A 13,832-nucleotide genomic window follows, 5' to 3' on the forward strand; every position below is an offset into this window, starting at 1 on the left:
GCCTTGTTCTTTATTCTTCTTTCAATGTTTCTAAATAATCTAAAGCATCCTGTACATTTTTAACTGGTACAATTTTCATTTTTGTTCCAATTTTTTTTGCTGCCGCTTGTGCTTCTTCATAATTTGTTTTAATTGTTGGATCAGCTTTTTTCATTTCTTTCGTAATTTCGTCATCTGGAGCAAAAAATATTTCTGTTTTATTTTCACTGGCTGTTACAACTTTTTTATCAATACCACCGATTCGTCCAACCACCCCTTTGGAGTTGATTGTTCCTGTTCCAGCTATTTTATGCCCTTTGCGAATTCCTTTTTGAGTCAATTGCTCATACGTTTCCAAGGTAAACATTAAGCCTGCAGAGGGTCCGCCAATGTCACCTGCATCAATTTCTATTGGAATAGAAGAATCAATCTCAGTATGGTCGGTTAATCCGATTCCAATCCCCGCTTTTTTGTCTGTGGACAGTTCAATCAATTTCCCAGTCGCTTCTTTTGCTTTCCCATCTTGCGTGTAACTTACTGTGATTTCTTGACCGACTTTTTGTTTTTTTACATAACTTACAAATTCTTCACTGCTCTTAAAAGTCTTTCCATCAATTCCTGTGACCGTATCTCCAACAGAAATTTTCCCTTTAAAACTGGAGTTGTCTTCAATAGCTAACACATAAACACCTTTAAAATTCATTTTATATGGAACATCAGCAAGCTTTAAGGCTTGTTCAATCGCCGCATTTTTTGATGAATCCATATAATATTGCTGGATTCGTTCGTATTCACTATTTGTACTTGTGCCCATTAATTCTTCTTTGCTTATCAGTTCTTGAAAATCAGAAAACTTAGCCTTTAAAGCAGAAGCCAATGTTGCTTTACGAATACCAACTGTCGTCAAATAGAAGGCACCAGATTGTGTATCTTGCTTATTGTTCACTGTCACAAAATCTTTTAAGTTTTCCGTAGACCCAGGACCTTCAATATAATAAGGTATTGGGAAAATCATTACAATGATCAGTAAAATAACCACTGCAAAAGGGAACATCGATTTAATCGATAATTTCTCTTCACGCTTCTTATTCATTTGATTTCATCTCACGATTCTTTTGATTTAGTGCTTGATTCACAGCGTTTGGTAAATAATCGGAAACATCTCCGCCAAACTTGAGCACTTCTTTTAATAAACTTGAACTTACATGTGCATACGCCTCATTTGCTAATAAAAAAACAGTCTCTAATTCCGGTGACAAATGGTGATTCATCATCGCGATATCTTTTTCGTACTCGTAATCTTTCACATTCCGTATGCCTCGAATTAAAAAATTAGCGTCTAACTCTTTGGCATTTTCAACTGTAAGTTTTGTCTCTTGCGTGATTACTTCAACGTTATCCAGATGAGAAACAGAGCGTTTTATCAAACTCAATTTTTCTTCTAATGTAAAAAGTGCTGTTTTATTTGTATTGACAAAAACACCTACAATAACTTTATCAAAAAGCTTTGTGCTGCGCTCAATCAAATCTAAATGACCATTTGTTAACGGATCAAAACTTCCTGGAAAAAGAGCAATTCTACTCATCGCCTACCTCCTTTTTATAAATCGTTATTTGAGTGATCCCGTAAGTTGTTTCACGTATCTTCCCAAATGTCCCGATTGTTTCTGGAAGTCTGACAGATTTATCTGTCTCACAAACAATAATTGCATCATCACATAATAATTCATACGCAAGCATTTGCTGAATTTGTTTCTCGATTTCTTGTTTAGCATAGGGAGGATCTAGTAAAACCAAATCAACCTGGCGTCCAACTTCTTTCAAAAATTCTATCGCCTTATTTGCATCCATCTTCTTAACAATAAATTTTTCTGGTTCTTTTGTTATCTCAATATTTTCTTTAATGATTTTTATTGCTGAAAAGTTTTTTTCAATGCAAATCCCTAAATCCATTCCTCTAGACACGGCTTCGATTGCTAGACCACCACTACCCGCATATAGATCTAATGCTGTTCCTCCATCAAAATATGGACCAATCATATTAAAAATCGATTCTTTTACCTTATCAGTTGTTGGGCGTGTATTGTCACCATCTAGTGCTTTTAAACGCCGTCCACCATATTCTCCAGAAATAACCCGCATTTTTAACACTCCTTTACTTAATCATCCAAGTCACTTTAATAGTATACCAAATATACAGAAAAAAGATGAAAAATGTTTGAAGTTCGTTCACATTTTTCATCTCATTTTTCTAGACATTTTCAGCTAAACGGATCTGTGTACTTAATTCTTCCACTTCAAATCCTTCTTCTTCTTCATATTGATAAGCAGCTTTAGTACCGATTTTTTCTGCAAAGTTCATCTCTACATCTGGACGATACGAACGCTCAACTTTACGAACAAAGTGAAGGCCATTGATTTTTGCTTCTGAATTTTCGATATCTTCTTCGTTCATATAAATCACGACGTATTTCATTCTTCGTGAAACATAGTGAATCAATCCATAGCGTTTCAACGTTTTTAATTGCTTTAAACTATATACCCAAACAACTAAGCAACGGCGTTTTTGGATGGTAAATTCTTTTTCTTCATTAACTTGCATGGCAATTACCTCCACAACCCGAATGTTTCCCTTTTTCGAAGAAAGGATTTCCGGCATCTACTTTAATATCTTCTGAAATTGTTTTAGCCACTGACATACCAACCAAATCCAAAATTGTCTGGATCTCAGTTTCAGAAAAACGAAATTCAGCTACTTCTTCACTAATATCTAACGCTCTTTTGGCTTGACGAACTGCACGTTGTTTAGTCCGAAAATCCGGTGCGTGGTTCCCGTATGCTTCGATGCGTTCGAAAGAATCCTTCGCATCTAAAAAAGCCTTCTGTTTTTCTTGAACCTCTTTAGATGTGTACATCAATTGGCGGTTTTTTTTATACGATTCAAAGCTTTCACTTGCTAAGATAGCTTGAATTAACTGTTCTGTTTGGTCTTCTATTTCAAAAAGTTTTTCTGTCACTATCATATTTATTCACTTTCCTCTGTTTGAGATATTTCTTTTTCTGTTTCTTGTAATAAGACTAACATACTTACTTTAGAGAAAGCAACGCCAATGTTTTCATTCTCCTCATGAGCAAATCGTGAGTGGTACAATGAATCAGAAAACCACGAAAGCACAGTAAATGTAGGGTCATAAATCGGCTCAGTATACATACCTGTCGCTTTTTTCTTATCTAAATGACCAACTTTTAGTAATTTTTGATACTCATCATTTGTTAGGGTAAACGTATTTGTTACCGTTAATTGTTCCTTGCTAAACGCCCAATTTTCTGCACGCTCAGATGAAAGTATATTTTTTTGACTTTTATTTAATGTTTCAAAAAGTCTTTGTGCATTTTTTTGACTTTCTGTGTTTACATGATATGTTGGAAGTTTTTCTTTGAGTTTTAATAAATTGATTACTTGGATAACTCGGTTGCTTTTTACAGGGTCAAAACCATTAACTTGTTGAACTGTAGGCAGAGGAATAGCTTCCCCTTCTATCAATTGATATGGCATGAGCTTCAGTAACGTTTTTTTATCTAAATAAGTCACCGCAGAAAGCTTTCCAGTTCCATGATTAAAAAACAAAATTGCAAAAGTCTTATTATCAAAGGCAATCAATGGTCGATAATTCATATCTTCTTCCATCAACTCGATATTGTACTTATTTTCTTTGTATTTAAACCCAAAGTTCGAGTATATAGTCATTAATTCCGAAACATCCGACAGACTCATCCCTATCGAAAAGGGTGCTGTAGATTTTGAATCATTCAATGCCTTAATAGCTGAAATTGTTCCATTTTCAATATTGATTTCTAAGTAGTCTTCATCCTTTTCGCCATATGACCAAAGTTCATACCCCATAGCCGTGTTTTGTTTTTCTATAGGCTCACCAAAAGTAGCCACAAAGTCAGACGCTTGTTTTCCTATGTAAGCAGCATAACCTGATGTTGCAATTTCCTCATAAGGTAAAGCAGTATGGGAGACTTTCTGTCTCCCATTATCTGCTTCTTGCTGCATTTTTTCAGCAGGGAAAAAGACAGGTTGTAAATAACCACCAATCAGGACTACAAAGAAAACGCCTAAGAACGCTAAAAATCGTTTCATCTTTTCCCCCACTTTTCTTTAATTTTCTTTTACTTCTATTAAAAGATCACCTGAACGAATAGGCTCCTCTTCAGTTACATAAATATGTTCAACAACGCCATCAAAACGCGCTTCAATAGTGGTTTCCATCTTCATTGCTTCTGTTACTAATAAAGCATCGCCTTTTTTAACTTTGTCTCCTTTTTTAACTAATACTTGGAGAACAGAGCCAGACATCGTTGCACCAATTTGCTCTTTGTTAGTGGGTTCTGCTTTCCGTTTTGCTTGAATCGATGATTTAACTGACGTGTCTTTTATCACTATTTCGCGACGTTGACCATTCAAATTGAAGAATAACACTCGATTTCCTTCAATATCAGGATCACCGACTTCGTCTAAACGAATAATCAATGTTTTCCCTTTTTCAATTTGGACTTCTACAGATTCACCTTGTCTGATCCCTTGGAAAAATGTTGGTGTATCCAATAAAGTAACATCGCCAAAGTTTTGATAAGATGTACGGTAATCCAAGAAGACTTGAGGATACATTAGATAGCTTAGCACTTCTTCAAGTTTTGGTTCATAGCCGATTTTTTCAGCTAACTCTTCTTTCACTTTATCAAATTTTACTGGTGCCGCCAAACTTCCTGGTCTTTCAGTAAATGCAGGACGACCTTTCAAGATAACACGTTGTAAGTCTTTAGGAAACCCGCCAACAGGCTGCCCTAAGTCACCTTGGAAGAATGTCACTACTGACTCTGGGAAACTTAACTCTTCTCCGTTAGCATAGATATCTGCTTCAGTCAGACTATTTTGAACCATAAACAAAGCCATATCTCCGACAACTTTTGATGACGGTGTTACTTTCACAATATCGCCAAACATCAAATTGACCGTGTGATACATTTTTTTGATTTCATCCCATTTATGGCCTAAGCCAACTGCTTTGGCTTGTTGCTGTAAGTTAGAGTATTGTCCGCCTGGCATTTCGTGCATATACACTTCTGTTTGAGGCGCATTTAGCCCATTCTCAAAAGGTTTATAATACATGCGAACATCTTCCCAATAGTGGTTGATTTTTTGAGTATTATCAATATTGATATCTGGAGTCCGTTCTCCATTTACTAAAGCATAGTACAAGCTACTCATGCTTGGTTGACTTGTTGCGCCACTCATCGCACTAGTTGCTACATCTACAATGTCCACGCCCGCTTTAGTTGCTGCAGAATAAGTAATAATGCCGTTACCACTTGTATCATGTGTGTGCAAATGAATTGGTAGATCTGTCGTGTCTTTTAATTCACTAATTAAACGATACGCTGCTTGCGGTTTTAACAAACCAGCCATATCTTTGATTGCAATAATATGAGCACCCATATTTTCAAGTTCTTTTGCCATGTTTTTGTAATACTCAACATTATATTTTGCCCTAGAAGGATCATTGATGTCACCAGTATAACAAATTGCAGCTTCTGCAATTTTTCCTGTATCTCTAACCGTCTGAATACTTTTTTCCATTTGTGGTAACCAGTTTAAACTATCAAAAATACGGAACACATCAATTCCTTGTCGTGCTGATTCTTTGATAAATTCTTCAATAACATTATCAGAATAGTTTTGATAGCCAACAGCATTTGATCCTCTAAATAACATTTGTAGCAATGTATTTGGCATCAATTTACGAATTTTACGTAATCTTTGCCATGGATCTTCATTTAAGAAACGATAGGCAACATCAAAAGTGGCGCCACCCCACATTTCACTAGAAAATAACTCAGGCAAGCCTTCACCCGTCAATCGCGCAATTTCCTTGAAATCTTGTGTTCTTACACGAGTAGCCAATAAACTTTGATGTGCATCACGGAATGTCGTATCTGTTAATAAAACATTCTCTTGCTTTTTGACCCAATCAATCACACCTTGTGCGCCATCTTTATCTAAAATATTTTTTGCCGTTATATACTCACTACGTACTTCGATATCCGTTGGAATACGAGGTGCGTCGAAATACTTTTTCGTTGATTTTTCAATTCCCGGAAAGCCATTGACCGTTACTTCACCAATGTATTTCATCGTTTTATTGCCACGGTCTCTTAACTTAGGAAATTCAAATAGTTGTGGTGTATTGTCAATAAAAGTTGTTTTTGCTTCACCTGATTGAAACTCTGGATGTCCAATCACTTTGTGTAAAAATGGAATATTCGTTTTTACACCGCGAATTCTGAATTCTCTCAAACTGCGCTCCATTTTTTGGATTGCTTTTTCAAAAGTAAAACCATGTGTACAAACTTTTACTAACAGTGAATCAAAATATGGCGTAACAACTGCTCCGGAGTATGCGTTCCCTACGTCTAGACGAACACCAAAACCACCTGGAGAGCGGTACGTATCGATTTTCCCAGTATCTGGCATAAAATGATTTAATGGATCTTCTGTCGTGATCCGACATTGGATAGCGGCTCCATTTAGAGTGATTTCTTCTTGTTGAGGAATCTTCATATCTTTATGTAGATCCAGCCCCTGAGCGATTTGTAATTGGGAAACCACAATATCAATATCCGTGATCATTTCTGTAATTGTATGCTCTACTTGAACACGAGGATTCACTTCGATAAAGTAAAATTGATCCCCTTCAACTAGAAACTCAACAGTTCCAGCATTAACATAATTTACATGTTGCATCAATTGAACTGCAGCATCACAGATTTCTTTTCGTTTTTCAGCACTCATTGAAACACAAGGCGCCACTTCAACTACTTTTTGGTGACGACGTTGAACCGAACAGTCACGCTCGAATAAATGAATTACATTGCCGTGTTTATCACCTAAAATTTGAACTTCGATGTGTTTTGGATTAGAGATATATTTTTCAACATAGACTTCATCCGAACCAAAAGCTGCTTTTGCCTCACTTTTTGCACGTTCATAGCCTTCTCTAGCTTCTTTTTCATCATGGGCTACACGCATGCCGCGTCCACCGCCACCAAGCGCTGCTTTGATCATGATCGGAAAACCATGTGTTCGCCCAAAATCAAGAACCCCTTCAACTGTATCTACAGGTCCATCAGATCCTGGGATAGATGAAATCCCTGCCGCTACAGCCGCTTCTTTAGCTTTGATTTTGTCTCCAAAAATATCAAGATGATGCAAAGTAGGTCCTACAAAAATAAGACCTTCCGCTTCACAACGTCGAGCAAATTCTAAATTTTCGGAAAGAAAACCATAACCTGGATGAATGGCATCTGCACCAGATTTTTTAGCGATCCGAATAATATCTTCCATATCAAGGTATGCTTCAATTGGTTTTTTACCTTTGCCCACCAAATAGGCTTCATCCGCCTTAAAACGATGAACTGAATATTCATCTTCCGCTGCATAGATTGCCACTGTCCCGATGTGCATCTCTGTACAGGCTCTAAAAATTCGAATTGCAATTTCTCCACGATTTGCTACTAAAACTTTTTTCATTCTTTCACTCCTACCTGTTTATTTGGGCTGAAACACAGATGTTTATTTCCCTAAAAAGAGAGCACTTCTGTTTCACCTTTTGTTTCCCCTCATTTATTTATTGATACCAAGCATTTGGTATTCTTGGTCCATTTTTTGTTTCTGTTCATCTGCACTAATGTTTAGTACAAAGGCAACAGCTATCGAAATAATCAACACACTGTTTCCGCCTTGACTTAGAAAAGGAAATGTTACCCCAGTTAAAGGAATAACGCCAGTAATCCCGCCTAAATTAATGAAAACCTGTAATAACAACATCGAGCCAATGCCAATACACATTAATGAGTTGAATGGCTTTTTAGAACGAACACCAACCAATATAATCCGAGCAATCATAAACATTAAGATTGCTAAAATAATCAAGGCTACAAATAAGCCGAGCTCTTCAATCGTGATAGCAAAAATAAAATCTGAATGTGCTTCAGGTAAGAATCCTTTTTTCTGGATACTATTGCCTAGGCCTTTTCCAAACCACCCGCCATTATTGATGGCATAATAAGAATTTGCTAGCTGATGTCCCGCATTTCTTTCATCTTTAAATGGATTTAAGAAAATAGCAAAGCGTTTATAGACATATTGGTAACGCTCTGGAATAAAACTTCCTCCAGTTAAAAGTAACGTTTGAATGACCGCAATACTTCCCAAAATCCCCGCGCCACCAACTATATAGGTATACATGTAATTAACACCACTAGCGAGCACCATGATAATCACTAATAGAGTCAAAATGGCCGCATTCCCTAAATCGGGTTGAATTGCTACAAGGAAAATTAAAAAACCGACCAATAACATCGGCCTGAATACCGCTTTTTTAAATTCTTTATCAATATATCTTTGTCTTCTACCTAAAATATAAGCGAGATACCAAATAACCATGATTTTCAAATATTCAGCTGGTTGCATTGAAAATGAACCCAATTTGATCCATCCTTTAGCACCATTGATTTCCTCACCTAAACTTGTAAACCGAACTGCTAAAAGCAGCACGGAAATAATGACAATTGCAAACATGATAAAACCTTTAATTTGAAAGACAGATGTTTTCATTTTATAAATAAAAAACATCGCGACTAAACTAAGAATCCAAAATTGCAATTGCGTGATGACCATTGCGGTCGGTGGATCACCTTGTGTTACAAGCAAAGAAGACGTAGAACTGTAAACCATGATCAAGCCTACCGCACTAAGGACTAAGTACGGAATCAAGATACTATAATCTAACAGATGTCTCTTTTTTATCTTATTTGGCAAAGTTTAAACCTCCTTGCCAATCTCTTTTTTTTCTTGAGTTTCCTCGTAAACGTCACTATATAATTGATTAAGTTCTTTTTCTAAATCACTTAGCAATTGATGTCCTTGTTTTGAGCTTAAAATGCCTAATCTTATGGCATATGTCACTTGTCGAGAAAAACCATACATTTGTGTATCTACGACTTCCTCAAACGCTTTACACTGGGAAATACATAGGCTATTTTTTTGGTTACGGATCAACATCATGATCCTTTGTGCATCATCGTTTAACAGCTGAATGGCAAAATCTTTTGAAATAGATTCCATTGGCACTAAACCTCCCATCTTAATTATGTAATTATAGCATAATTTGTCCATTTATTAACAGAAATTTTCTGAAAATCCTCTGTTTAAACTTTTTTTTAGTTTTTAACAAATAGAACTAAATGAAAATCTCATTATTTTTAAAGAAGATCGCAAAAATGAACGAAAATGTCGGACTCAGTCTCATCAGAAATCCAACCCACAGCACCATGGACTATTGCTCATAACATGCTGTTACAGTTTGCATAAGAGATGACGATTGCTGGATGCTGGAGCACACTCCAATGAAATACCTAATTTTGTACTTTCTTTCATAATAATTTATCCAAAAATCAATCATTTTGACGCCTTATTCCCTGTCACACCAGCAACAATATTCGCTAAATGAGCGAGCAATAATAGACCTTCTTTTGAAGAGAAATTCTACTATCAATAATAACAGAATCTATTTTAAGAAGCTATCAAAGTACCTACACGTTTTATTTGTGAGAAAGGGCTAAGATATAACTCTGCGAGTTACATCTTAGCCCTTTTTAAATATTGACAAAAAGCTGTCTAAGCTTTTCTTTAGTCACATCAACAGTCTACTGTCCAATTGGTTTTTAAGCTTGAATCACTTTATTTTTTTAAATCTACAACCATTCTACCTTTGATTTTTCCTTGCTCCATTTCTTCAAAGATATCATTGACTTCATGCAAACAACGCGTTTCTACAACAGGGACTACTTTCCCTTCAGCACCGAATTGGAAAGCTTCTTCTAAATCTTTACGTGTTCCAACAAGTGAACCGACAATTTGGATTCCATCTAAAACAGTTTTCACAATTGCTAAGTCCATTGTTTCTGGAGGTAAACCTACTGCAACGACTTTACCGGCAGCTCTTACAGAATCAACAGCTTGGTTAAAGGCAACCTTAGAAACTGCTGTAACAACTGCTGCGTGGGAACCACCAACTTTTTCTTGAATCCATGCTCCCGCATCTCCATCTTTTAAGGGATTACAAACTAAATCAGCCCCTAGCTCTTTCGCAAACTCTAATTTATCATCATTGATGTCTATAGCAATGACTTTGGCATTAAATACGTTTTTAGCATATTGAATAGCTAGATTGCCCAGTCCGCCAATACCATAAATCGCCACCCATTGTCCTGGTTTTACGTCAGAAACTTTGATTGCTTTATAGCATGTAACGCCTGCACATGAAATACTACTCGCTTGAGCGGGATCTAATCCTTCTGGAACTTTTACCGCATAATCTGCTTTAACGATACATTGTTCTGCCATCGCACCATCTACAGAAAAACCAGCATTTTTCACTTGGCGACAGAATGTTTCACGTCCAGTGATACAGTATTCACACGTGCCACATCCTTCAAAAAACCACGCAATACTTACACGATCTCCAACTTTTAAACTTTCCACACCTGGAGCAATTTCTTTGACGATCCCGATTCCTTCATGACCAATCACGCGTCCAGGAACTTCACCAAAATCACCATGCGCGACATGTAGATCAGTATGGCAAACACCACAATACTCTACATCTACTAAAGCTTCTCCAGCTTCAAGTGATCGAATCTCCAATTCTTTTATTTCTACTTTCCCGTTATTCTCTTTGGTTACAACTGCTGCTTTCATCTAATCACTCCTGTACTTAATATTAAATAGTAACAATTACATTCTATCATGTATAAAATCATTTTGATAGCGTTTTCGATAAAATTTTCACAGCATTAGAAATTTTGTTCAAAGTAAATAAAAAAGAGTAGAAATGAATCACTTTGCACGATTCATTTCCACTCTTTTATGTGATATAATTTAGGTTTTTAGATTGCTGTTGTTGCGCCACGGTATACAATACCACGACGAGGATCAACAGTGATCAATTCATCATTTGCAATCAAGTTCGTTGCATCTGAAGCACCGACGATTACAGGAATATCTTTTGCAATTGCAACTACAGCTGCATGCGATGTCAATCCACCTTCTTCAACAACTAAAGCAATTGCTTTGTCGATTGCAGGCATGTAATCTTTGTCCGTTGTTTTAACAACTAAGATAGAACCTTCTGTTGCATTTGCTACCGCTTCTTCAGCTGTGTTTGCTACAACAGCTTTAGCAATAACAGACTCTTCACCAATACCTTGACCTTGAACTAATTTTGATCCGATCATTTGGATCTTCATCAAGTTCGTTGTACCTTTTTCACCAACTGGTACACCAGCAGTGATGATGATCAAGTCGCCTTCGCTTGCAAAACCTTCTTCTTGCGCAGTATGAGTCGCTAAATTGAACATTTCATCCGTACTTGCTGGTTTAGCAGCAACAGTCGCATAAACACCCCAAGATAATGACAAGCTACGTGCTTTTTGTTCTGTAAACGTAATCGCAACAATATGAGATTTCGGACGATATTTAGAAATCATACGAGCAGTATGACCTGATTCAGTTGCTGCAACGATTGTTTGGATACCCAAGTTACGTGCAGTATGACCAACTGATTGACCGATTGCTTCAGCCATGTCCGTTTTACTGTATAATTTTAATGCGAATGAGTCTTGATTGATTAATGCTTCTTCTGTGCGAACTGCGATACGAGCCATTGTTTGAACAGCTTCTAATGGGTAGTCCCCAGCAGCAGTTTCACCAGAAAGCATTACTGCATCTGTTCCATCGTAGATTGCATTGGCAACGTCATTTGCTTCCGCACGTGTTGGACGTGGGTTACGTTGCATAGAATCTAACATTTGAGTTGCAGTGATAACTGGTTTACCTAAAGCGTTACATTTTTTGATCAAGTCTTTTTGAACGACAGGAACGTCTTCTGTTGGAATTTCAACACCCATATCTCCACGAGCAACCATTAAACCATCAGAAACTTTTAGGATTTCATCAATGTTATCGATACCTTCTTGGTTTTCGATTTTAGGAATGATTTGGATATGCGTTGCGTTTTCTTCTTCTAGAATTTTAGTAATTTCTAAAACGTCAGTTGCACGACGAACGAAGCTTGCAGCAATAAAGTCAACGCCTTGTTCAATACCAAAACGGATATCAGCAGCATCTTTATCAGTGATTCCAGGAAGATTAACAGAAACACCCGGTACGTTAACGCCTTTTTTATTTTTTAATACGCCTTCGTTTTTAACAAGTGTAACGATTTCGTTTGCACCGCGATCAATGTCAGTAACTTCTAAATCGATTAGTCCATCATCTAAAAGAATGTGAGAACCAACATTTACATCATTAATTAATTCAGGATAAGTAATTGAGAATTTCTCGTTTGTTCCTAAAACTTCTGTCATAGAAAGACGAATTGTATCACCAGTTCTTAAAGTGATTGCGCCATTTTCCATTTCGTTTGTACGGATTTCAGGGCCTTTTGTATCAAGTAAGATCGCTACACGTTTGCCTGTAATTTTTGCAGCCTCACGAATATTTTTGATGCGGTTGCCATGTTCTTCAAAATCACCGTGTGAGAAGTTCAAACGGCAAACATTCATTCCTGCATTCATTAAGTTTACTAGCATATCAACTGTTTCACTAGCTGGTCCGATCGTACATACGATTTTCGTTTTTTTCATTACCAAACGCTCCTATTCCATTTTTGTTTATACATTAAGAAGATTATCTATTTTCCTCAAGGAATTCTTAGAAAGAAATCTCTTGATTTAAATCATAAAGTGATAAATCAGGTTTATGCTTGTGATTTTCCAATGTGTCAACGATATCAGCTGATACGATTTCGTTGTCCAGCATACCGATGCATTGTCCGCCTTTTCCAGCTTTCAACAATTCGACAGCATATGAGCCAAATTTACTTGCTAATACACGGTCACGAGCACTTGGTGAGCCACCACGGACAACGTGTCCTAAAATTGATACACGTGTGTGGAAATCACCATGTTCAGAAAGTTTATCCGCAAACTCATTTCCACCCATAACACCTTCAGCTAAAATGATCAAGCAATGTTTTTTACCGCGATCACGGCCTTCTCTAATACGTTGTGCAACATTAACCATATCAAAATCATGTTCTGGAATAATGATTTCGTCTGCGCCACCAGCAACACCTGACCAAAGAGCGATATCGCCTGCGCCACGTCCCATTACCTCAATAACAAATGTACGCACATGTGAAGTTGCTGTATCACGGATACGGTCAATTGACTCTAATACTGTATTGATCGCTGTATCAAATCCAATCGTGAAATCAGTTCCCGGAATATCATTATCGATTGTTCCTGGAATACCTACAGCTGGAAATCCTCGTTTTGTAAGTGCCATTGCACCATGATAAGAACCATCACCACCGATAACAACCAGTCCTTCGATCCCGAATTTCTTCAGTTGTTCGATTCCTTTTAATTGACCTTCTTCTGTTGCAAATTCTGGATAACGGGCAGAATATAAGAATGTCCCCCCACGTTGAATTTTGTCACCAACATCCGCAATGTCTAAACGGCGAATATCGCCTGCCACCAAACCTGCAAAACCGTAGTTGATTCCATAAACTTCAATTCCATCAAAAATCCCTTTACGTACCACTGCACGAATTGCAGCGTTCATTCCTGGGGCGTCTCCCCCGCTGGTTAAAATACCGATACGTTTCATTCGTTCTTTCACCTCATATAATATACTTTTAAGCTGTAACAAGTTTTGTCAC

The 13,832-nt window shown here is 37.1% G+C and carries 12 protein-coding genes; all 12 read right to left on the bottom strand.

From position 1 onward, the window contains the following. Positions 1-10 precede the first annotated feature (10 nt). Positions 11-1,072: a SepM family pheromone-processing serine protease gene (locus tag I586_RS02510; RefSeq protein ID WP_010764745.1), complete on the bottom strand. Its 1,062-nt coding sequence runs from the start codon at positions 1,070-1,072 to the stop codon at positions 11-13. After that, the gene (coaD, locus tag I586_RS02515; protein ID WP_010764744.1) at positions 1,065-1,565 is read right to left on the bottom strand and encodes a pantetheine-phosphate adenylyltransferase; all 501 of its coding nucleotides are present in this window, start codon (positions 1,563-1,565) and stop codon (positions 1,065-1,067) included. Before coaD ends, I586_RS02510 begins: the two co-directional genes overlap by 8 nt. Continuing rightward, positions 1,558-2,130 carry a 16S rRNA (guanine(966)-N(2))-methyltransferase RsmD gene (gene rsmD, locus I586_RS02520; RefSeq protein WP_279615030.1) on the bottom strand — a complete coding sequence of 191 codons (573 nt, stop codon included), beginning with the start codon at positions 2,128-2,130 and terminating at the stop codon, positions 1,558-1,560. Before rsmD ends, coaD begins: the two co-directional genes overlap by 8 nt. A gap of 100 nt (positions 2,131-2,230) precedes the next feature. After that, a complete protein-coding gene (locus I586_RS02525; protein WP_010764742.1) occupies positions 2,231-2,581 on the bottom strand; it encodes a YlbG family protein in 351 nt (116 codons plus the stop codon). After that, on the bottom strand, positions 2,571-3,002 hold the full coding sequence (locus tag I586_RS02530) for a YlbF/YmcA family competence regulator (RefSeq protein ID WP_010764741.1): 432 nt from the start codon (positions 3,000-3,002) through the stop codon (positions 2,571-2,573). Before I586_RS02530 ends, I586_RS02525 begins: the two co-directional genes overlap by 11 nt. Positions 3,003-3,004: 2 nt before the next feature. Continuing rightward, positions 3,005-4,126 carry a CAP-associated domain-containing protein gene (locus I586_RS02535; RefSeq protein ID WP_010764740.1) on the bottom strand — a complete coding sequence of 374 codons (1,122 nt, stop codon included), beginning with the start codon at positions 4,124-4,126 and terminating at the stop codon, positions 3,005-3,007. An 18-nt stretch (positions 4,127-4,144) separates the two neighbouring features. Then, positions 4,145-7,573: a pyruvate carboxylase gene (locus I586_RS02540; protein WP_010764739.1), complete on the bottom strand. Its 3,429-nt coding sequence runs from the start codon at positions 7,571-7,573 to the stop codon at positions 4,145-4,147. Positions 7,574-7,666: 93 nt separating this feature from the next. Then, the gene (locus I586_RS02545) at positions 7,667-8,863 is read right to left on the bottom strand and encodes an FtsW/RodA/SpoVE family cell cycle protein (RefSeq protein ID WP_010764738.1); all 1,197 of its coding nucleotides are present in this window, start codon (positions 8,861-8,863) and stop codon (positions 7,667-7,669) included. 3 nt (positions 8,864-8,866) lie between these two features. Further along, on the bottom strand, positions 8,867-9,169 hold the full coding sequence (locus I586_RS02550; RefSeq protein WP_010764737.1) for an Fpa/YlaN family protein: 303 nt from the start codon (positions 9,167-9,169) through the stop codon (positions 8,867-8,869). 615 nt (positions 9,170-9,784) lie between these two features. Beyond that, positions 9,785-10,804 (bottom strand): alcohol dehydrogenase AdhP, encoded by a 1,020-nt coding sequence (adhP, locus tag I586_RS02555; RefSeq protein ID WP_010764736.1) that lies wholly within the window; start codon positions 10,802-10,804, stop codon positions 9,785-9,787. Between the two features lie 188 nt (positions 10,805-10,992). Beyond that, on the bottom strand, positions 10,993-12,750 hold the full coding sequence (pyk, locus tag I586_RS02560; protein WP_010764735.1) for a pyruvate kinase: 1,758 nt from the start codon (positions 12,748-12,750) through the stop codon (positions 10,993-10,995). 67 nt (positions 12,751-12,817) lie between these two features. After that, positions 12,818-13,780 carry a 6-phosphofructokinase gene (gene pfkA, locus I586_RS02565; RefSeq protein WP_010764734.1) on the bottom strand — a complete coding sequence of 321 codons (963 nt, stop codon included), beginning with the start codon at positions 13,778-13,780 and terminating at the stop codon, positions 12,818-12,820. Positions 13,781-13,832: the final 52 nt, after the last annotated feature.

It is taken from the genome of Enterococcus moraviensis ATCC BAA-383 (assembly GCF_000407445.1).
Taxonomy (GTDB): Bacteria; Bacillota; Bacilli; order Lactobacillales; family Enterococcaceae; genus Enterococcus_L; species Enterococcus_L moraviensis.